A 21,323-nucleotide genomic window follows, 5' to 3' on the forward strand; every position below is an offset into this window, starting at 1 on the left:
ACAGGAGGCAGCGGTGCAATCCGGGCGCGGCGAGGGCGGGCCACCGCCCGCGGTAGGGACGGCGGCCGAACCGGCAGGATGCGGCTGTCTGGGGCGCCTCTGTCCCGTGCTCGCCTGTCGGTGGGGTTGTCGCAGGTGGCGGGCATAATCGCCGACATTGCGATCACCGCACCAATCGGAGGCCTACTTGTCCTCGCTGTACGACTTCGAGACCTGGGAGCCGCTGCTGCGGCTCCTGCGGACCGCGCACGCGCAGGCGCTTGCCGTGCCGGGCGGCCAGGTGTCGGGAAACATCGGCCGCGGCTCGTACAGCGTGCCCGTGAAGTGGCGGTACCCGCCGCCCGGTCGGGCCATGCTGCTGTCGGACAACCAAGAGGAGCACGACGCGATCGAACGGGTGCGGGACACGCTCGCCGGGGCCGGAGTGACCGACATCGCCTTCACCGTGGAGATCCCTCCGAACGGAGCGGCGGTTCTCCGGCTGTTCGATCGCAGTCCGGCAGTCGATCCCGGCATAGGCAGCAGTGTGGGCGCGCTGACCCTGGTCGAGGGCGCCGTCCCCGAGCCGTGGCGCCGCCTGCCCGAGCCCGCAGCCGGGGCCCGGCCGGCCCCGTCCGTGGACGCGGCACTGCTGGAACGGACACTCCGCGAGCGGATACCCGACGCGATCGGCGCCACCGAGGAGGAGATCGCCGCCGCCGAGGAGAGGCTTGGCCTTTCGCTTCCCGAGGAGGTCAAGGCGCTCTACCGGGTGACGCGCGCACGGTGGGAGGACTGGCAGGACGACTATGAGGCAGGGGAGCGTGTCCTGGGTGCGGTCGGCTTCGAGCTGTGCTCTCTGGAAGGCCTCGCCGTCGCCGACCTGTCCTATCGTTCGTACTTCCGCTGGGAGCATGCGGCAACGGGGGCCGTCCTCACGGGACCCGACGACGCCGTACAGGACCTGGTCGGCTCTCCAGGGTGGATCGTTCTCGGCGGCACCGGCGGAGGGGACATGGTCGCCGTCGACCTGACGCCTGGCCCCCGCGGCCACCTCGGCCAGGTGATCGTGCTCGACCACGAGCAGAGCATCGGCGCGTCGCTGTGGGCCGAATCGCTCACCGACCTGGTCCTCGGCCCAGAACGGAACTGGTACACCGGACACCGGTGGGACAAGCGGCCGGTCACTGCCATTGTCCACGACCAGAGCATCGGGAGCATCGAGGCCGCCGCCCATCCCGCGCTGGAAGTCCTGAGAATCGGGGCGTGGAGTGGCGCACCCCTGAGCCTCGCCCCCGTCGTTCGGCTGCCCCGCCTGCGCACGCTCTGCGCCTACCCCGGCACGCTTGCCGACCCGCTGGAGATCGCCGCGCTGACCGGACTGGAGTTCCTCGAACTCGCGCCCGGGGATTGGCGAGTCCTGCTCGACGCCGGGGCAGTCCCACGCAGCCTTTCGGCTGCCTCCATCCAGACGTTCGGGAGAGAGGACCCGCGGCCCATTGTGGCCCTGGCCGACGAGATCCTCGCCCTTTGGGACCGTCCTCTGATCACAGAGACCGTTGTCAACGGTGACCTCGGCCCCTCGTCATAGCCCCACCTGACCAGCGAAACGCCATTGGCCCCTCACGGTCGTGTGAGGGACCGATGGCATTCCTGCGCAGCAAACAGCCGGTCAGTTGGCTGGCCGCATTGGGTCGGTTGACCACGTGCTACGAGGGGCTGATGTCGGGCGACCGTGCCAGGCTCTTTCCCCTGTCGTCGGCACCCACGCGACCAAGGCGATAGCGAAGCGCATGCAAACCCAGCAGCAACCTGTGGCGCCGGTCATTCGGTACACGGCCAGGTTGTCCATGCCGCCCGTTAGCGTTTGCCCATGACCATCCACCAGCTCGTTCTGCACCTCGCAGCTCCTGACGAGGCTGACCGGCATGCCGCCGAAGACGCTCTGGCCTTGCTCGGCCCGGCAGCCTTGACAGCCCTGATGGAGCACCTCGGCGACGCTGCTTCACCGGTGAGCGAGGCCGCTCTGCTGAGTGTCCTTCGCCGTACAGGCCTTTCGGCGTTTCAGCCGGTGCTGGACGTTCTGCGGAGCGTGGCTCCGGGGCAGGCGTACTGGCGGGCGCTTCGGGTGTTCACCGGCCTCGGGGCAGTGGCACTGGACGGCTACACAGGCGCGTTGACGCATGAGGACCCGGTAGTGCGTCGCGCGGCGGTCATGGCCATCAGCAAGTGCGGGGACGACGGAGTGCTGCTTGCGGAGCGTGTGGTGCCGTTGCTGGGTGACCCGGACGCGGAGGTACGGCGGACGGCCGTGCGGTCGTTCTCGTCGTGGGGTGCGGTTGTGGTGCCGCTGCTTCAGGCCGTGCGTCGCGGTGGCCCCGGCGGCGCGCGTGCGGGCGCTCTGGAGGCCCTGACGGAGATCGGCGGTGAGGCGGTGATGAGTGCTCGCGACATGGCGGCGTTGGAGAGGCTGGTGCGGATCAAGCTGCCCGACGACGTGCCTACATCCATAGTTTGCTGCTTCCTTTCGTGGATCGCGGTGAGTACGGGTGACCAGTGCGGGGTGATGGAGTTGCTCGGTCTGTCGGCGCCGCGTCCGGTGCCGTTCGCCGCCGGTGTGTACGCCGCCGACTGCGACAGTCATGCCGGCCTGGATGAGAACCCGCTCGATCAGTACCGCCGCGTGTTCGTCACGCCTGAGCTCGCGGGTTGGACTCTGGTGGTCGGCTCGTGGTGCGACCCGAGCTCCGCCGAGCGCGAGGCCGAGGTCCTGGAGGCGTGTGCACGCCTGAGTGCCCGGTACGGGCGAGCCCAGGCCTACTGGCACAGCGACCATCACGACGGATCGGCGGTTCTGGTTGCCGAGCAGGGCACGATCGTGCGGCGCTTCGCCTACATACCCGGCGAGGACATGCAGCACTTGGAACTGGGGGCGCCACTTGCCTACGAGCAACAGCGGCGAACCGCTCTAGGTCTACCAGTACTGGCAGGAGGCCATGTGGACACCGAGGAGGAAGACGACGAATGGACTTGGGAACTACTCGACCTGGCGCCCGGCCTTGCCGGTGAACTGAGTCTGGACCCCCGGTCGGTCGATGCGGACACACCAGTTCGGGGCACCGGCGTACTCGCTCTTACTGAGTACGGCCGCAGCCTGAGCGCTCCGGGCGGGGCGCTCAGGCTGTGAGCGGAAGGCCAGTCGGACTGTGCGGTCTCTACTGCCTCGCGGGCTCTTGGCCGGGTCCACTGCGCTCCTGAACGGCCCGAGCTGCGTCCAGATCGGCCCCAGCCTCCTCCAGAGCGGCGGTGAGCTGGATGTTCTCCTGCTCCAGCCTGGTGATCCGGCGCTGGAGTTCGTCGATGTCGGCGGGAACGCCCAGACCGGAGTTTTTCCAGGCCTGCTCGCCCAAGGCCTGCGAGAGCCGTTTCTCCAACTGCTGGACGCGCGTGGTCAGGCGGGTGTTGCAGGCCTGGGCGTTGGCGAGGTCGGCCTGAAGAGATGCGCGGCTGACCAGCGAGCCGACCGGGTCTTGGCCTGCGGGCTGGAGTTCTGCGGCGTGGACCAGGGCGAGCAGGTCGCGGTGTCGGTATAGGAAGGTACGGTCCACGCCAGCCTGCCGGGCGACGCCGGAGACGCTGATCGGGGTGCCGTTCTTCGAGGCGTTCGTGATCGCATCGGCAACGCGCTGGCGACGGCGGTCGGTGCCGGCCTGGCGCCCGTCGTGCATGGCGGGGATCATCCGGTCCTCCAGGGGCGGACGTCGGGTAGTGGTTGTCGAACCTTGGGCAGGCCGAGCATGACGGTGCGCCCGCGGCGGACCACGGTGACCGCGTCCTCGATCTGCGCGCGGTCCTCGGGAGTGAGGTCGTCCAGGTCGGCTTTGACCCGGGTGATCAGGCGCCGGACCCTGCGGATCTCCTCTTCGGACGGCATGGCTTCCGAGCGGGCCCAGTCGTCGGCCTCGAACGCGGACATCAGCCGCTCGCGGCTGCGGAGCAGGTCGGCGAGGTAGCGTTCCAGGTCAGGCAGGTAGGAGATGTCGGTGCGGAAGTGGTCGCAGCCCACGCAGCGGAACCGCAGCGGGCAGGCGTGACCGCCGGCCGCCACGTTGGAGGGCTCCAGGCATACGCCGTAGGCGGTGGCGACCTCTCCGATCGCCCGGCGCGGCGCGCACCGCACCTGCGGCCGCGCCCGCGGCAGCACCATGTCCGCCCGCATGCCCTGCACCGCCGCGTCGTCCGTCACTGCACCTCCACCACCACGGGCACCTGCACCGCGTCCGGCCCTCCCGCGCCCAGCGGTCCCACCACCGTTCCCGCTTCCATCGGCGCGCCCCAGTCCATGCCCAGCCGGCGGTGCCACAGCATGTGGTACAGCCTCGGCAGCGCCAACTGCCGCGTCACCCCGCACTCCTGGACACCTTCCATCAGCGGCCGGGGCTGCGCGAACGCCTCCGCCAGAGCAGCCTCCACCTTTCGGTCCCCGTACCGCGGATGCCGCCTGCGCGAGACCCACCGCAGATTCGCCAGCGCCGCCCCCGACGGCAGACTCGGCGCTGCCAACTGCCACCCCGCCGCCGCGCACGCCTCCCGCAGCACCTCCAACTGCCGCTCGAACCGCTCACCGGGCCCGCTCTGCGGAGGACACATCACCACCAGCGTCTCCCCGCCCGTGGTCCGCACGAAGAAGTCCGGCACCAACCGCTGCTCCCGGCCACGCTCCCGCCACACCAACTGCGCCGACCAAGCACCGAAGTCGACCACACCCGGATGGAAGTCCAGCACCATCGCCGTCGACAGCCGGTCCAGCGACCCGGCACCCCACATGCCGCCCGCTCGTCACCGACCACCACCACGTCGCGATGCTGCGCTGCGCCGGATGACGCGAGGGCCGCCACACCTCACCGCGCTCCGTCAACGGCGCCCCCGCCACCTGCTTCACGGGCAGCGTCCGCCGCACCCCGTTCGCGTCCAGGTGGAGGACTCCCAACTGCCATGCCATGAAAGCTTCCTGAGACATCACTGGTGTCATTGGGCCCGCGCGCGGAAGCGAGCCGGAAAACCTGATAGCACATCGGCGGATCTTCGTGCCGCGGCCGCCACGGGCGTTGGCCGTTTTCAAGACAACCCGCTCTCACCGGCCCCGGAGCAGCGGGCTGCCTGCCGTTGATGCATCGTCAGATAGTAGATCCGGCCGACGGGTTCACCGTGCCGGATCGGTCGCACCGCAGCAGCCCGTTGGGCAGGGCGATGCAAGGGCCCAGGGCGCCTGTGGCCCGGGCGCGTGCGACGGCGGCCTCGAACGCCAGAGGGTGCAGGCCGACGGTGCGTGCGGCGGCGTCGGGTTCGACGAAGAAACCCGCGCTCCTCCCACGTCATCTCTCGCTGCTTCCAACACCGCACCGGCTCCCGGGGAAACGCCCGCGCCCCCGTCCCGAGCAGCCCATGCCTGGCCGAAGAGACGTGCCTTCCCCCGGGGGTGAGCCCGGCCCCGGGGCTGGCTCGGCGGCGAGGAACTGCCGGGGCGTTTCAAGGCAGGCAGGTGCCGCCGGGGCCGCCGCGGCCGCCTCGGCTTTTAGGAAGTCGCGTAGTTTGTGGCGAAGGGCGGGCAGGGGGGTGGTGGCGCCGAGGCGGCGCAGGAAGTCGGGGACGGTCCAGGTGATGAGGTGGCCTTGGCGGGAGAGGTACAGCCCGACCTGGTTGATGCCGAACTCGTCGTCGTAGTCCAGGAGCAGGTAGCCGGCGAGCTGGTAGATCTCGGCGGTGCCGAGCTGGCGGGGGCGGGTGGTGGCTTTGCAGTCGATGAGGAGTCCGCCGAGGATGAAGTCGGCGTCCGCGCCGCCGATGTCGGCGCTGCCGGCAAAGACGGGCCCGCACACCCGCTGCGCCTCGGGCAGGGCCCGCAGCGGGGCGAACGGCTCGTGGGCCGGGTGCATCTGCACGGCGAGGTCGTCGGGTACGTAGCCGTCGACTGCGTCGGCGAGGCGGCGCAGGGTGATGTGCTCGTCGGCTCGGGTGAGGAAGTTGAAGCGGTGCACGCGGCCGATGCGGAAGATGTCCTCGTAGTAGGCGGCGACGAAGCACAGCCGTGAGAGCGTGCCCTCGTCCAGGTAGGTGCCGCCGCTGTCGAGGTGGCGCCGGATGAGGTCAAGGAGTTCGAGGCCAGCGGTGTGCAGGGCGGTGCGGACCTTCGGGGCGGGCGATCCGGGCAGCTGCCAGCGCGGGTGCAGGGCGTCGACGCCGGCCGTCACGGCGCCTCCCATGTCCCGGCCCAGGGACAGCCGCAGCCGGTAGTCGACTGCGTGTCCGAGGGCGTCTAACTTCGGGTGGGCGACGTCCATGGGCTGGACGGGGCGGGGAGTTGGGGCAGCCGCTTCAGGTAGTCGCCGGCGACGTGGCGGGCGTCGGGCAGGTGCTGTTCCATGAACCGGGACATGGGGGAGGCGAGGTGCTTGAGCTGCCCGGTGAGGCTGAGGTCGAGCGGAGGCCGTCCGCCCGCGCCGGGCCCGAAGCTGAGGGTCTTCTCGTAGGTATCGAGCCAGGCCATGGATTCCATGTCCAGGTGCCGGCAGGCGCGGGTGACGGCGACATAGGCCAGCCGTGCCTCGGGCAGGGACAGCGGCAGCTGCTGTCCGTCCTCGTCGACGGGCGGTGCCTCGAATCCGCCGGCGATCCGCACGGTGTCCCACTCGAGGCCCTTGGCCTTGTGTGCGGTCGACACCGTCACCTTCGCCTGTTCCTCGGGGGTGAGACTCTGGGCGGCGGCGAGGATTGCCTCGGGGCCGTGCGTGTCGACGAGTTGGACGATCGCCTTGAGGTCGGAGCCGGCGCTGTCCTGCTCGACGTACTCCTGCGCCTCGCCCCAGGAGGAGAACAGGAACAGCTCCGGGTGACTGGTGCGCTTGTCGGCCTTGAGCTCCAGCGCGGCCTGCGCGATCCGCTCCATCGCCGCGCCGCCGTCGGCGAGCGCGACCGGTACGCCGTCGTCGAGGAAGCCGATCACCTCCCGCAGGGCGTCGGCGTTGGTGCGGCACAGCACCGCGTCGGCTCCCACTACGGGGCCGATCCTTGACGCGGGCCCGCAGCCGGCCAGGCGCATCGGGGACTCGGCGTGACCGAGCCACCGGTTCGCCACGGCCGCGATCCCGGGACCGAAGCGGAACGACTGTGTGAGCTCCAGGTGTTCGGCGGGGAACGCGGTCATCACGTCCTTCGCCGCCCGCCAGGCGTAGATCTGCTGTGCGGGATCACCCACGCACACCCGCTGCGCCTTCTGATTGAGGAAGACCTCCTCCAGCACCAGGTTGGTGTCCTGAGCCTCGTCGAGCAGCACGAAGTCCGCGCCCAGCACGGGTGAGGTCAGAGCCCACATCTTCATGTAGTGGTCGTGCTCGAACCGCAGTTCCCCTCCCGGGTCCTGGAGGTCCTCCCAAGCCCGCGCGGCGTACGGTAGGAGCTCGCGGGCGACGAAGTCCTGCCCGCCGGTGTCCAGGCCGTTGACCCATTCCAGGTGACGGGCCATCAGCTGGCGGTCGGTGGTGTAGCAGAACCGGCGCACCATCCCCATCACCAGGCGGGCCTGGTGCTTGACGGTGATTCTGGTGGAGTTCACCGGCAGGTCCCGGCCGATTCCGAGCCGGCGCGCGGTCTGCCAGGCCGGTACGCGCGCTGAACGGCTGATCCGTTCACGGTAGTTGCGCCCCACGCTCTGAAACGCCAGCGAGTGCGCCGTGCGGCACTCGACGTTCGCTCCGAAGCGGTTCTTCGCGTCGTCGGCGATCGACTTGTTGAACGCCACGTACAGGCCCCGCCGCGGCGTCGACTGTCCCATCAGGACCAGGGTGGACGTCTTTCCCGTCCCGGCGCCGGCCACCAGGGCCAGATCGCCTCCGGAGGCGAACACCTCGCGGGCCGCCTGCTGCTCAGCGGTGGGCTTCAAAGCCATGTGTCCTCATCGTTGGAAGACACGTTGCCAGCTCAAAGGCAGCGCAGGTCTCGTAGCGGATCAGAGCGGTGTCAGCTCCCGGGCAGGCAGCACCTGATGCCCCTGGCCTCGCCAGTGGCATCAGCTCTGTCGCGCGGCGCCGGACACCGGGTGTATTCGCACGGTCCGCAGGATCGGGCCAGGCCGGAGCACGATGGCATCCTTCGTGTACGTGGGCACGACGGTACGGCACGCCACTGACAACCGGCCTTGGAGTTCGCATGAGGTCAGCGAGCATGGGGTGGAGCTGCTCCAGTGAGGGGAGCGCCCGCTGTGCCGGCCCCGATGGCCAAGGAGCCGGAGGTCGTGGTGAGGCTTCTGCCTGCCGCCCCTCGGCTGCGGTCCAGGAAGGGCGTTACAGCACGAGCGGGTTCTCCCGGCTGAGTTCGATGACGTGCAGGCGGTCCCGGAACCCGGCGGGCAGGTCGTTGTCGACGATGATGACCTGGGAGGGTCGCACCACGGTGGCGCCCTGGCGCACGGCGGTGATGTGTTCGAGGAAGTGGGCGTAGAAGCGGCTGATGAGCTGCTGGTCGTCGGTGCCGTAGCCGACGTTCTTGCGAGGAGAGTCGATGACGAGCAGGGTCGGCAGGTCTGTGGCGCCGGTGACTAGTAGTGCTTTGTTATGTGCCTTGCAAGGTACTGGAGTTGGTAGTTCTCTGTTGGCATGAGGGCTGGGGAGCTTGCGTTGTGGCGGGGTCGGTTGGAGGAGTTCGCGGCCGAGGTGTTCGCGCCCTTGGCCCGGTGTGGTCAGCGGGTCAAGGGCGGACTGTATCTGCGGGGGCTGCTGCTGGAGGGCCGGCGCAAGTCGATGCAGCTGATGGCCGAACGCCTGGGGATCGACCATCAGCGGTTGCAGCAGTTCATGACGTCCTCGACCTGGCCGGTCGAGGACGTGCGGGCCCGGCTGGCGCGGCGGGCCGTACGGGCGGTGGGGCCCGAGGTGTGGGCCGTGGACGACACCGGCTTCCCCAAGGACGGCAAGGCCTCGCCCGGGGTCGCCCGACAGTACTCGGGCACCCTGGGCAAGGTCGGCAACTGCCAGATCGGCGTCAGCGTCCACGCGCTCTCCGACACCGCCTCCTGCCCGCTGTCGTGGCGCCTGTTCCTGCCCGAATCCTGGGACGGACCCCAGGCGGCCGCACGCAGGGCGGCCTGCCGGATCCCCGAGGACGCCTACCGCGAACGCACCGACACCGCCCTCGGCATCTCCTCGGGCGGCTACATGCCGGCCCTGCGCGAAGCCGAGCGTGCCGGAGCCACCGCAATCTGGGTTCACACCCACCCCGCGCCCGGCTCGGCCCCGCTTCCGAGTCGCCGTGACGCCGTCGTCGACGCGCAGCTCGCCGCCACCTTCCGCACCCGCAGCGGCAGTGGGCTCTACGGAAGCCTGATCGTCGCCCCGCACGAAGGCGGCATGACCTTCACCGGCCACATCGAGGGCGAGCACCAGGCGGCCATCGACCGGATCTTCATCGCTGGGCAGACCTTCCGCCTCCTGCGATCCTTCGACTCCGGTACCCCGGACCTTCCCGGTCTCCACGACTGCCAGATCCGTGCCTTCGGCACCGAGATCCAGCGCGTCCTGGGAGAACTCCATGTCGCCGTCGTCGGCGCGGGAGGAACCGGTTCGGCCGTCGCCGAACAACTCGTCCGCCTCGGAATCCGCCGACTCACGCTGATCGACCCCGACACCCTCTCGGTCAGCAACCTCACCCGCGTCTACGGCTCGACCCCAGCCGATGTCGGCCGCCCCAAGGTCCACGTCCTGGCCGACCACCTCACCCGCATCGCCGACGGCGTCACGGTCGAAGCGGTGGTCGGAAGCGTGAGTCGGCGCAAGATCGCCCAGCACGTCGTCGGCGCGGACGTCGTCTTCGGATGCACCGACGACGAAGCCGGCCGCATGCGGCTCTCCCGCTTCTCCCACGCCTACCTCACCCCACTTATCGACTGCGGTGTCAAGATCACCGCAACCCCCCCAGGGCCAGATCCGGGACATCATCGGCCGCATCACCGTCCTCCACCCCGGCGCCGCCTGCCTGCTGTGTCGTGGGCGGGTCATTCCCGCGCTGGCAGCCGCCCAGGAACGCCCGGCTGATCATGCAGGCCGTCGGCAACTTCGTCGTCTCCGACACCGCAACAAGGCGCCGCGGGCCCAGAGCCTCACCACCTTCACCGCCCTCGTTGTTAAGGACACTGGGCCGCACTCCGAGCGGGACTGGTTCGCAGGATCGAGCCGACACCATCACCCGAGCCAGCCGGTGAGTCAACCGGCGTGCCTGACCCGGGCGGCCTATGTCTGACTGCTGCGCGCCGCCCCCGGCCGTATGGACGATCGCCTCCATCCATCTGATCCGGCCGAACTGGCGCCCCGTGGCACAGCGCACCAGTCCGAACTTCCCGGCGATTCTCGCGGGGGCGCCCCAATTCGGTCAAATCCCCGAAGCAGCTATTAAATGCGCATACGCTCATGCACCGAAACGGCTGATTCAGGATGGCAGCTATATCGGATCTGCCCGCATACATGCCCATCCCCAAGTCATTCATCCACTAAATCCGGCCGAAGATCGCCCGTTGCTCCTCGCCCTGAGCTGCGCACCAGCACAATCATCCCGGCGCTGGTTTGTAGCGCCACAATCTGCGTGCGGAAAGGGTCGTGTTGAGGATGAGGCAAAATCTCCGCAGGTCAGTACTGGGGTTTCTGTTATTGGCCTTGGTATCCCTGGCTTTAACGCCGCCGGCATGGGCTGAGCCGGGAAAGAACCCGGCCAGCGGCGCGGTAGCCCGTGGCGGTGCTGCCCCCAAGGCTGCTGCTCCGCCGGTCCCGTGGTCGATCGACCAGAAGCAGCGGCAAGCACGGGAGCTGAAAGCCGACGCGGTGACCGGGCCGTCTCCGAAACCGGTGGCGCAGCGGATCGCCGGTCCCGGCACGGCTGGCTTCATGAGCCTGACGGTCGAGGAGTTGCGGACGCTGTCGGCGGGCAAGGCTCAGGCGGCGCCTGCGAGGAGTGCGCGTGACTCGCAGGACGTTGCGGCGGGCTGGCCTGCCGGTCATCCGTACATCGCCAATGTCCGGACATTCGTTGACAATATCCAGAGCGGGAACACCGGACTCTCCTGGTGCGCGACTTGGGAATTCAACCCGGATACCCCGGCTGCACTGCGGGCGAACAGCCGCGGGAATGTCCTGGTCTCGTTCTATCGGGCGTCCGACAGCGCCCTGTTGGACGCCAATCAGTGGATGGTGTACGAGTCCACTGGCTGGTGCTCTTTCCAGGCTCAGATCCAGCGTGGTGTGAACTACTACGTGACGGTCCGGTACGGGTATGCGGACGGGAGCTCGGACGAGCTGACGTCGATCGCGGCCCCGCCCGTGCCGATCGTCGGTGTGCCGGACAACGTGTCTCTGGCGTGCCCGAATTCGCCGTCCAGCACGGGGATCGTGCTGAGTCTGGTGAAGTACTGCGGTGACCCGGTCAACACCTCGACGGGCGCCTTCGGCGAAGCGGTCACGGACGCCGAACTTCCCGGGCCCGGGCACCCGTTCCAGCTGACCCGGAGCTACTCCTCCTCGTCGGCGGCCTCGGGAGTGCTCGGCAAGGGCTGGGTGTTCCCGTACTCGGCCTCGCTGAACGTGGGCCAGGCTGTGGTCACCTTCCGGGCCGAGGACGGCTCGCAGGTCGACTACGCGGTCCAGAGTGATGGCTCGCTCAAGGCCACCCGCCCCTATGTCCACTCCACCCTGCAGAACCTCGGCTTCGGCTATCTGCTGACCACACCGGACCAGCATCAACTGATGTTCGACGCGGGAGGTCGGCTGACCGCGACGCTTGATGCTGCCGGCGTCGGCCTCACGATGTCGTACACGGGCAGCCAGCTCACCGGCATCACCGACGCAGCCGGGCGCTCCGCAAGCCTCGGTTACACCGGGGCTCTGCTGACCACGGTGACCCTGCCCGGCCAGCGAACGGTCACCTACCAGTACACGGGCAACCTGCTCACCGGTGTCCGTGACCTGCGTGGCAAGACCACCGCCTACGGCTACGACGCGAACGGGCGGCTCAGCACCGTTACCGATCCGCTCGGCCATGTCGTGACCGCCAACACCTATGACGGATCCGGACGGGTGGCGAGCCAGATCGACGCGCTCGGCGGGAAGACCACGTTCGGCTACGACACCGCCAGCTCCACGACGTACGTGACCCACCCGGACGGCGGGATCTGGACCCACGTCTACTCCGGGGGTGTCATCAGCTGGCAGTCCGACCCCTACGGCAAGACCACCCGCTACACCTACGACAGTTCGTTCAACCGCACCGCGGTCACCGATCCGAACGGCAGTACCTCCACGTTCACGTTCGACGCCAACGGCAACATGCTGACCAGCACGGCCCCGACACCGGTGTCCGCCACCCAGACCTGGACCTACGACCGCAACAACAACGTCACCTCGCTCAAGGACGCCCTCGGCCGCACCACCAAATACGTCTACAACCCGCTGAACCAGCTGGCCAACACCACGGATCCGGCCGGCGGAAAGACCAGCTACACCTACACCCCGCTCGGAGCCCTGGCCACCGTCACCACGCCACGCGGGGCCACCACCGCCTACGGGTACGACAGCACGGGAAACCGCACCTCGGCCACCACCCCGATCGGCGAGAAGACAACGTTCACCTACGACGCGGCCGCCCGCGTCACCAGCAAGACCGACCCCCGTGGAAACGCGGCAGGCGCCAACGCCGCCGCCTACACCACGACGTACACCTACGACGCGGGCAACCTGCTGACCTCGGCCACCGACCCGCTGGGCGGGGTCACCGTCTACGGCTACGACAACGCCGGCAACCTCACCACAGCCAAGGACCCGCTGGGCAACAGCACCGCATACGGCTACGACACCGCAGGCCACCGCACCACGGTCAAGGACCCCGCAGGCAACACCACCACCGGTGTCTACGACCCGGCCGGGAACCTGACCGCCGCCACCGACGCGGCCGGGAACAAGACCACCTACGGCTACGACAAGAACAACCGGCTCGCCAGTACGGTCAGCCCGCGCGGAAACGCCCCCGGCGCCACCGCCTCCACCTACACGTGGACGTACGGCTACGACGCCAACGGCAACCGGACCACCGTCACCGACCCGACCGGGGCCACCACCGCAACCGCCTACGACGCCGTGAACCGGCCCGTCACAGTCACGGACCCGCTCGGCAACAGCACCTCGGCCGCCTACGACGGGGCCAGCCAGATCACGGCCACTACTGACCCCACAGGCGCGAAGACCACCTTCGGTTACGACCCGAACGGTCGGCCGACGAGCCTGACCAACGCGCTGGGCAAGACCACCAGCCACGGCTACGACGCCGACGGGAACCGGACCAGCCTCACGACGCCCGAGGGCAACAGGACCACCTGGAGCTACGACCTCGACCGGCGGCTGACCGCCACCGTCGACCCCCGCGGCAACGCCACCGGCGCCACCGCAGCCGCCTACACCACGAGCTACACCTACGACCAGGCCGGGAACCTGCTGACGGTCAAGGATCCGCTCGGCAGTGCCACCAACACAATCTACGACCCGCTCAACCGCCCGGTCCTGGTCATTGACCCGCTCCAACGCCGGACCGCGACCGGCTACGACGCCGCCGGGCGGGTGACCACCGTCACCGACCCGACCGGCGCGACAACCACCAACACCTGGAACACAGTCGGCGAGCGGACCAAGCGGACCGACGCCAACGGTCACATCACCGCCTACACCTACGACCGGCTCCACCGGCTCACCACCGTCACGGACCCCCTCGGCCGCACGTCCAGCGCCGGGTACGACGCGGAGGGCCACCGCACGACGGCCACCAACGCCCGTGGTGTCACCAGCGAAACCAGGTACGACCCGCGGGGACTGCCCACCAGCACCACCTACTCCGACGGCACCCCGGCGGTCTTCCGGGACTACAACCCGGCCGGCCAGCCGTACTCCGTCTCCGACGCCACAGGAACCCGCGCCCTCGGCCACGACCCCGCCGGACGCCTCACCTGGGTGTCCAAGCCCAACGAGAACACCGGATTCGCCTACGGCTACGACCAGGCCGGCAACCTCACCAGCCGCCAGTACCCCGACGGCCGCAAAACCACCTACACCTACAACGGCGACAACCGCAGGACCCAGCAGACGACCGACGGCGCCACCACGGCCTACACCTACGACCCCATAGGACACCTGACCGCCACCGCGCTACCCGGCACCAACGGCTACACCGAAGCCCGGACCTACGATGCCGCCGGCCGCCTCAGCACCATCGCCAGCGCCAAAGGCGCCGGCACACTCGCCTCCTGGCAGCTCACCCGTGACGCCGCAGGACAGCCCACCGCCCTCAACACCACACGGGCCGGCCTTGGCAGCGGCACCCAGACCTACACCTACGACCAGGCCGGCAGGCTCCTCTCCGGCTGCCCCCTGTCCACCACCACGATCGGCTGCACCGGCGGCGCGCTGACCTACACCTACGACCCGGTCGGCAACCGCCTCACCCAGACCGACCCCTCCGGTACCACCACCTACACCTACGACGCCGCCGACCAGCTCACCCGTACCACCGCCCCCACAGCCACCACGACCTACGACTACGACGCGGACGGCAACAACACCAGCGTCAGCACCACCGCCAACAACCAGCTCCTCGCCCCCGGCACCGTCATCAACTCCGGTGCCAGCGTCGCCTCCAACACGGTACGCCTGGTCATGCAGGGCGACGGCAACCTCGTCCTCTACTCCACCGTCACCAGCCAGCCCCTGTGGTCCTCCGGCACCGCAGGCAACCCCGGCGCCTCGGCCACCATGCAGACCGACGGCAACCTCACCGTCCACGACACCGACCACAAGACCCTCTGGGCCACCAACACCCCGGCCAACACCGGGGCCTACGCCAGGATCCAGGACGACGGCAACTTCGTCGTCTACAACAGCGCGGCCAAGCCGCTCTGGAGCTCCAACACCTCCAACGCCACCTACGACGTCGGCAACGTCACCTACACCTACGACGCGGTCGGCCACCTCACCACCGCCGTCGCCGACAACATCACCGACGGAGCCGGCCGCCTCACCAGGGCCACCGTCAAGGACAGCCTCACCTTCACCTACGACGCCGACGGCAACCGCGTCTCGACCAAGGCCGGCAACACCCCCACCCGCACCATCACCTGGGACATCAACAACCCCCTGCCACAGATCGCCACCCAGACCGACGGCACCGGCACACTGATCGGCGACTACACCTACGACCCCCTCGGCCTGCCCCAGAGCCAGCACACCAACGCCGGAACCTTCTACAACCACCACGACTGGCTCGGCTCCATCACCGACCTCACCAACACCAACGGCACACCACAGAGCCGCACCACCTACGACCCCTACGGACGCGCCGCCACCACCACCCTCGCCACCGGAGCACCCACAACCCCGTTCGGCTTCACCGGCCAGTACAACGAACCCGGTCTCCCCGGCAAGCAATACCTGCGCGCCCGCGAATACGACCCCACCCTCGGACGCTTCACCGCCCGCGACCCCCTCTCCACCCCCGCAGCCTCGCCCTACGCTTCGTCCTACGCGTACGCCGCCGGCGCACCCACCATCTACACCGACCCCACCGGCCTGTCCCCCCAGGACGACAACCCCGACGACGTAACCCTCGGAAACGTCGGCAGCTGGCTCGCTCAAGGCGCGAAAGCACCCTTCGAGTTCGTCGGCGACATCTTCAACGCCGTCACCGGCCGCAACGGCGGCGCCGGCGCCTTCGTCGACAAGTACTTCCCCGTCCGCCCCGCCTACGCGATGTACGTCGCCGCAGCCAAACTCCGCGAATTCGGCTGCAACAACGTCGCCGATCTCGTGGAAAAGAACGCCGACGAACTCGCCCAACAAGTCGCCGTCGCAGGCCTGGGAGTTATCAACTCCTGGGCCGCCAGGAACCGGCTTTTCGCCCCGCGCGCCACTGCGCACGCAATGGACTGGCACATCACCCCGACCACCAATGGTGGGAGCTGGGATCCCGCGGTGTCGCCCTACCTGTACCGTGGCATCAGCTACGCGGACGAGCTCTCCCCGCCCAACTGGCTGAGGGCTTACCAGGACGCCCTCCAGGGCCGCGCCGTACCGAACGGGAAGAACATGGATGTACAGCGCCACGTTGGCGGCAACACCGGCGATAGCGGATACACCTCCTGGACAACCGATCTCACCGATGTCGCACTCGACTACAGCAGGGAGGGCAATGGCCCGGGGGTCGTCCTGAGGATCCCCAACGCCAACGGACCCGACTACTACCGTGTCCCTGACGTTGTCTACGTCGAGGACTATGCGACTGAAATGGAAGTCACCATCGGCGGCGCGGTGACCGGCGCCGAGATCAGCGTGAACGGAGGACCATGGACCCGGATCAACCCCTGAGGCTCATCCGTACCGCGATCACCGACGGCGTCTGTCCTGAAGCGGTCGAGGCCCTGCTGGAAGGCAATACCACCGTGGAAAGCTCAGCCGTGAGCAGCGAGTCCCTGCGCCGCACCTATGCTCGGCGGCTTCTCCGGAGTCCCGCCGGGGCGAGGCACCTTGCCGCGACTCGCGCTCTTGTCGACTTCCTTTCCTCCGTCGACGCCCCGGAGCTCTCTATGATGACGGTGGATGCCGGAGAGCGCGGATACGAGATGTTTCTGGCCGACGCGGAGGAAACCCGCATCCAGTTCTGGATGAGCATGTTCAGCAGGCCTGCAACGTAGAAGTCCAGGCTGCTTCCTTTCCCCAGTCGCCGGCCAACAGGGCGGCCCGCCGATTCCTTCGGCGGGCCGCCCTCCTCAGTCGATCACGCCTCCACGCGTGCCAGGGGCATGGAAGCCCGACCCGCATTTCGGCCGCGAACATGTCATAGGCCGCGCACAGCGCGCCTGCCGTGGCTGCCGCGCCGCTGCGCCGAATGGCTTCGGTCGCAGCCTGGCACATGGCACCGGCCGCCGCCGGGCACGAGGCCGGGATGATGCACTCGCCGCGGCCGCCGGCTGCTCCCGAACGGCCAGAGGCCTGGGAGCAGTCGTGGGTGGTGGCCTCTGTGAGCGGGCAGGACATCCCGGGCACCGCTCCACATGTGACGGAAGCCTGCCGGACGCCCCCGGTCCGGTGCTCCGGGGAGGACCAGTTGCCCGCCGGTTCGACAAGCAGGGCTTGGAGCGCTTTCGCCTATCGGCGCCACCGGCCTGGGACCCGCAGTCTTGTGTGCGCTCCTGCGCGGATCTGCTTGCCGGGGCTGCCCCGGCAGCGGCGGTCCTGGCCTTGTTGCCATTTCAGGAACGGTGCGTCGGCACACTGCCGTGTCAGCGCCGGAACCCCCGTTCCGAATCGCGCACGGGGTGTTCAGGAACGGCTGGAACCGTGCCTCGCGGCGGAGATCTCCCACGCCCAGGTGCTGGTTCACGTCGCCAACGGGGTCTTCGATGCCGTCGAAGCGGGCGTGGAAGAGCATGAGGACGTCATGGTCCTGGAGAACACGTCCGAGCACATGTCCCAGTCGTAGTCGTCGCGGTGCGCGGGCAACCGGCCGTGCGCGCTGCCCCCCTCCTCGATGTCGTCCAGGCAGGGGGTTCCGCGACGAGGTCGAGTCCGAGGAGGCGATCGCCCGCGGCGAGAAGCTCGGCGACCTGATCACCAGTGACGAGTTCCACCGCCTCACCGGACCTGCCGCGGCCGAAGCGGAGCGTCGCCTCGCCGAGTTCGAGCGGCACGTCCAGTTCCAGGGCAAGGTGGTCAACGACCCCAAACGGCTCCGCCGCCACATGACCCGGCACGACCCCCACATCTACCCGGGCCAGTACGTCACCTGCGTCCACAATCCCCACCGGGCCCTGTGCCGCCGGGACGACGGTGGGGACGGTCCCTCGCTTACGGATTGCCAGCCCCTGCGCTGCCGCAACGTCGCCCTGTCCATCGAGAACATCGCCCACCTGCGAGCGGCCCTGAAGGCGCACGACGAGGAGCTCGCCCTAACGGACCGGCTGGCACCGTTCGTCTGGCACCGGCTCCAAGCCCGCCGACAGGAGCTCGCCGACTTCCTCACCGAAACCGTCGACACTGACCCGAACACGGTGACGGAGAACCCGTGAGCCCTCACTTGCCCACCGACGCGCAGGTCCGTACCGCTATGGACACCGAACTCGCCGAGAGCAAGGCCGCCGGCCGCCGTGCCACCGTCACCAACGTCGAGAAGCGCCTCGGCGTCACCCACGCGACCTTCTACCGCAACTACCCCGACCTGATCGCCTGGTTCAAGACCCAGCTCGCCGACCGGCACAGCTCGGCCACGGCCCCGAAGAACAGCGCCCGGGCCGACGACGAGACCGCCCGCCTCCGTCGAGAGAACAGCGACCTGCGCAAACTGGTCCGCATCTACGCCGAGGCGATCCGTCAGCTGACCGTCGACAAAGCCGCCCTGGAGGACGAACTGCAAGCGCTGAGCGGGGTGACCAGCCTCACCGAACGCCGCCTCCACAACGCCGACAGCGGACAGAGCTGAAGGAGCCGCGCGACCGCGAAGTAGCTACCTGGTGTTCCGGCCTGGTGCGTTCCTTGGCCCGGGCGGTGCGGACCCGTCACCAATCCTGGGAGGAAGCGTCTCCAGGAATCCCTGGAGCCGTTCCGAAATCCGATGGACTCTCTGCCATGAGCGATGCACAATCCCGGGGAATCGCAGCGGGGGGAGCTTGTTTGGACGTGTTCGTGTGCGCCGGGTGCTGCACTGAGCTGACGGCACCGGTGTCCCGGGTCGCGCTCCCCGTCCACACCCACTACGGGGCCTGGGAAAAGCTTCATCCTCCGCTGATGGAGCCGTCGACGTACGCAGTCGAACCACGGCCCACCGGACCGCCCTGGCGGTTGTGGGAGGAAGTCGGAGAGGAAGCCGCCGCCCGGCAGGGCGTGTACGCGCCGGTGTACTCCGTCTCCTTCGGCGCGCGGGACAAGATCGTCATCGCGCCCGGTGACTCCCGGTCGATGACCCTGATCCTGGAGAAGTGTGAGGGCTACTGCCAGGGCGTGGATGGCCGGGCCGGGCCCAATCTTGATGAGGATTCGCGAAAATCCCCAGGCCCGCTCACACTCCCCAGATCGTTGTCTCTTGAACGATGTGAGGAGAGGTGGGGATCGAAGATCGTCTGCGAGTGATCGGGTGACGCTCTCCGCTGTGGCATTCGTTGCGGGTGGGCGCCGTTGTTTGTGGTGATTCGAGGCCTTCGGTGGTGATCTCAGCGGTTTAATTCCAGGGGTCTTCCGGGTGCTCGGGCTGGCAGGATCGGGTCATGTCGATAGATCCCTTGCTGGTCAGGGCCCGCGGGCTGTGGGAGGACCTGGCGTCGGTGCCGGTGTCGTTCTCTCTGGTTGGCGGTGTGAGCGTGGTCGTTTCGCCGGCGTCGGGGCTGTGCCCGCCGGGTTGGGTCGGCCTGGTGGTGCTGGGAGGTTCGGCGATCGTGACCGCGCCCAGCGAAGATGCGGCCGTGACGGTGCGCGACGCGTTGGCGAACCTGCCGGTGGGGGCTGTCGCCGGTGCCGATTCGGTCCGCGGGGTGCTGCCGGTGGCCCGGGTGCTCGGCCCGGCGGCGTTGGCCTATGTGTCCGAGGATGGTTTCCGGCCGGTGCCGACGGGTGTGCCGACGGTGGAACAGCTGTCGGGTGAGCATGTGGATCTGCGGGGCTTGGAGCAGGTGTCGGGTGATCAGGATGCCGGTGAGGCCGGTCTGTGGGAGATCACCTCGCCCGCGTTCGTGGTCCGTGAGGGCGGCCAGGTGGTCGCCGCCGCCGGATACCGGGTCTGGCCCAGTCGGACTGCTCATGTCAGCGTGCTGACCGCGCCTGAGTGGCGGGGGCGGGGCCTGGCCCGCGCGACAGGCTCTGCCGCGGTGACACACGCGCTCGCGGCCGGGTTGCTGCCGCAGTGGCGGGCTCGGGTGCCGGAGTCTCGGCGGGTCGCGCTCGCGCTGGGGTTCCGAGAGCTGGGCGCCCAGCTCAGCATCGAGCTCGGGTAGTTGTGGGACTGGAATTGCTCGCAGACAGCCCGCCGACCGAAGGTCGGCGGGCTGTGATGGTTGACGGTGGGTCAGGCCACGTTGTCCGCGTAGTAGGTGCGGAGGAGGTGGTCGACGTTGTTCACGGTGGTGGAGATGCTGAGGTTGTCGATCCAGCGGTGTCCGACGTGGGCGGTGTGGCAGATGCTGTCGGGGTTGGTGCAGGTGACGGCGAAGACGAAGATCCGGGTGTCCCGGTCGGCGTCGCGGTGGTCGCGGTGGTCGTTGTGGCCGAGGTAGCGGGGCGGGACGGCCGCCGCATCGAGCCCGAAGTGTTCGAGCAGGACGCGTTCCAGGCCGGTCAGGAGGGTCTCGCCGGCGCGGACGCGTCCGGTGGGCAGTTCCCAGCCGCAGGGGGTGTCGAAGTCGGGTGCGGCGGTCTCGACCAGCAGGAACCGCCCGTCGTGCTCGATGAGCGCGGCGGCGGCCAGGTCGCTGATGCCCTCGGCGTGGGTGCGGGCAACCATGTCGTCCAGGCGGTGGTCGATGAGAGGCCAGGTCACGGAACCCTCCGCAGCGGAGGAAGGTCGGGGACACGGTTGTGGATGCTCGGCCGGGCGGCCTCCGGGGTCGCCAGCAGGGCGACGATGGTGATCGGCTGATCGCAGTGTGGGCAGTTGCGGGTCGCGGCGGGCTCCAACGGGTCACGGCTCTGGGCCTGTTGACGCGGCGCGGGCCGCGGCGGGGTCGCGGGCGAGAGCTCGGCCCGAGTGGGGAGTTCGGGTCGTGAGGGGGTGGTCGTCTCACCGAGGCGAAGTGCCCGTTCCTGGTTGCGGTTCAGCTCTCGTCGCAGTTCGGCGTCCTTGCGGTAGTGGGGCGAGCAGTAGACCTGGCGGTGGCTGGGGTGACAGGTGAAGTTGTCGGTGCATTGCGGGCAGGTGTCGGCGTACGCGTGGATGTGCTCAGCCACGTACGAGTGAACGTGCCCAGTTCCTGAGGCGTTGAGGGCCGGTGCTTGGCACTCTGCTGCTGTCCGGTTCGTGGACGGAGGGCAGCTGAAGTGGTCTTGGATCCGCATCGTTGGCTGGAACTTCGGCGCTTCCGTGGGCTGCATGAGTCCGGCGTGATGAGTCTGTCGGAGATCGCGAAGGAGACCGGGCTCAACCGCCGTACGGTCCGCAAGTACCTGGCTGCACAGGCTCCAATCGCGCCGCCCTTGACATACAGCAGATGTCGATCGCCGACGGGCCGGGGGTGATGTCCGGAGCCGGACATCACCCCCGGCCGCTGCGGGGTTGGCCGCTCAGCCGGT

17 protein-coding genes and 1 pseudogene are annotated in these 21,323 nt (G+C 68.8%); 10 read left to right on the forward strand and 8 right to left on the reverse strand.

The genetic code is table 11. The features are described 5' to 3' along the window. The first annotated feature begins 187 nt into the window (after positions 1 to 187). Positions 188 to 1,570 carry an SMI1/KNR4 family protein gene (locus ACIP82_RS35275; RefSeq protein ID WP_400659469.1) on the forward strand — a complete coding sequence of 461 codons (1,383 nt, stop codon included), beginning with the start codon at positions 188 to 190 and terminating at the stop codon, positions 1,568 to 1,570. 282 nt (positions 1,571 to 1,852) lie between these two features. Next, positions 1,853 to 3,166 carry a HEAT repeat domain-containing protein gene (locus tag ACIP82_RS35280; RefSeq protein ID WP_400659471.1) on the forward strand — a complete coding sequence of 438 codons (1,314 nt, stop codon included), beginning with the start codon at positions 1,853 to 1,855 and terminating at the stop codon, positions 3,164 to 3,166. A gap of 28 nt (positions 3,167 to 3,194) precedes the next feature. On the opposite strand, the gene ACIP82_RS35285 is transcribed toward ACIP82_RS35280, so the two are convergent. The 6 genes from ACIP82_RS35285 to ACIP82_RS35310 all read right to left on the reverse strand — a co-directional run bounded on the left by ACIP82_RS35285 (position 3,195) and on the right by ACIP82_RS35310 (position 8,810). Then, positions 3,195 to 3,719 (reverse strand): DUF6262 family protein, encoded by a 525-nt coding sequence (locus tag ACIP82_RS35285; RefSeq protein ID WP_400659474.1) that lies wholly within the window; start codon positions 3,717 to 3,719, stop codon positions 3,195 to 3,197. Beyond that, positions 3,716 to 4,225, reverse strand: a complete 510-nt coding sequence (locus ACIP82_RS35290) for a hypothetical protein (RefSeq protein WP_400659477.1) — start codon at positions 4,223 to 4,225, stop codon at positions 3,716 to 3,718. The genes ACIP82_RS35285 and ACIP82_RS35290 overlap by 4 nt, the downstream gene beginning before the upstream one ends. Then, the gene (locus ACIP82_RS35295; RefSeq protein ID WP_400659479.1) at positions 4,222 to 4,806 is read right to left on the reverse strand and encodes a TnsA-like heteromeric transposase endonuclease subunit; all 585 of its coding nucleotides are present in this window, start codon (positions 4,804 to 4,806) and stop codon (positions 4,222 to 4,224) included. The genes ACIP82_RS35290 and ACIP82_RS35295 overlap by 4 nt, the downstream gene beginning before the upstream one ends. A 548-nt stretch (positions 4,807 to 5,354) precedes the next feature. Continuing rightward, positions 5,355 to 6,320 (reverse strand): hypothetical protein, encoded by a 966-nt coding sequence (locus tag ACIP82_RS35300; protein WP_400659482.1) that lies wholly within the window; start codon positions 6,318 to 6,320, stop codon positions 5,355 to 5,357. Beyond that, positions 6,296 to 7,924, reverse strand: a complete 1,629-nt coding sequence (locus tag ACIP82_RS35305) for a UvrD-helicase domain-containing protein (protein WP_400659485.1) — start codon at positions 7,922 to 7,924, stop codon at positions 6,296 to 6,298. The genes ACIP82_RS35300 and ACIP82_RS35305 overlap by 25 nt, the downstream gene beginning before the upstream one ends. Positions 7,925 to 8,318: 394 nt before the next feature. Further along, on the reverse strand, positions 8,319 to 8,810 hold the full coding sequence (locus ACIP82_RS35310) for a hypothetical protein (protein ID WP_400659511.1): 492 nt from the start codon (positions 8,808 to 8,810) through the stop codon (positions 8,319 to 8,321). On the opposite strand from ACIP82_RS35310, the gene ACIP82_RS35315 reads away from it, so the two are divergent. The 7 genes from ACIP82_RS35315 (at position 8,700) to ACIP82_RS35345 (ending at position 20,032) form a co-directional block, all read left to right on the forward strand. Beyond that, entirely contained in the window at positions 8,700 to 10,064 is a 1,365-nt protein-coding gene (locus tag ACIP82_RS35315; protein ID WP_400659488.1) for a transposase, read from the forward strand. The genes ACIP82_RS35310 and ACIP82_RS35315 overlap by 111 nt on opposite strands. A gap of 1,197 nt (positions 10,065 to 11,261) precedes the next feature. Then, entirely contained in the window at positions 11,262 to 16,418 is a 5,157-nt protein-coding gene (locus ACIP82_RS35320) for a DUF6531 domain-containing protein (RefSeq protein ID WP_400659490.1), read from the forward strand. Then, the gene (locus tag ACIP82_RS35325; protein WP_400659493.1) at positions 16,397 to 16,744 is read left to right on the forward strand and encodes a hypothetical protein; all 348 of its coding nucleotides are present in this window, start codon (positions 16,397 to 16,399) and stop codon (positions 16,742 to 16,744) included. Before ACIP82_RS35320 ends, ACIP82_RS35325 begins: the two co-directional genes overlap by 22 nt. Before the next feature lie 735 nt (positions 16,745 to 17,479). Continuing rightward, positions 17,480 to 18,118: a hypothetical protein gene (locus ACIP82_RS35330; protein WP_400659495.1), complete on the forward strand. Its 639-nt coding sequence runs from the start codon at positions 17,480 to 17,482 to the stop codon at positions 18,116 to 18,118. Further along, positions 18,115 to 18,528: a hypothetical protein gene (locus ACIP82_RS35335; RefSeq protein ID WP_400659498.1), complete on the forward strand. Its 414-nt coding sequence runs from the start codon at positions 18,115 to 18,117 to the stop codon at positions 18,526 to 18,528. Before ACIP82_RS35330 ends, ACIP82_RS35335 begins: the two co-directional genes overlap by 4 nt. 191 nt (positions 18,529 to 18,719) lie before the next feature. After that, entirely contained in the window at positions 18,720 to 19,175 is a 456-nt protein-coding gene (locus tag ACIP82_RS35340) for a hypothetical protein (protein ID WP_400659499.1), read from the forward strand. A 134-nt stretch (positions 19,176 to 19,309) separates the two neighbouring features. Continuing rightward, complete coding sequence (locus ACIP82_RS35345; protein WP_400659501.1) at positions 19,310 to 20,032, forward strand: GNAT family N-acetyltransferase; 723 nt, start codon at positions 19,310 to 19,312, stop codon at positions 20,030 to 20,032. Positions 20,033 to 20,103: 71 nt separating this feature from the next. Here ACIP82_RS35345 and ACIP82_RS35350 read toward each other — a convergent pair whose 3' ends face one another. Then, complete coding sequence (locus tag ACIP82_RS35350) at positions 20,104 to 20,574, reverse strand: NUDIX hydrolase (RefSeq protein WP_400659504.1); 471 nt, start codon at positions 20,572 to 20,574, stop codon at positions 20,104 to 20,106. After that, complete coding sequence (locus ACIP82_RS35355; protein ID WP_400659507.1) at positions 20,571 to 20,981, reverse strand: hypothetical protein; 411 nt, start codon at positions 20,979 to 20,981, stop codon at positions 20,571 to 20,573. The genes ACIP82_RS35350 and ACIP82_RS35355 overlap by 4 nt, the downstream gene beginning before the upstream one ends. A 90-nt stretch (positions 20,982 to 21,071) precedes the next feature. On the opposite strand from ACIP82_RS35355, the pseudogene ACIP82_RS35360 reads away from it, so the two are divergent. Beyond that, positions 21,072 to 21,263 (forward strand): annotated as a pseudogene (locus ACIP82_RS35360) (helix-turn-helix domain-containing protein); the annotation flags it as partial. Positions 21,264 to 21,323 lie beyond the last annotated feature (60 nt).

Source organism: Kitasatospora sp. NPDC088548, assembly GCF_044753005.1.
In the GTDB taxonomy this organism is placed as follows: Bacteria; Actinomycetota; Actinomycetes; order Streptomycetales; family Streptomycetaceae; genus Kitasatospora.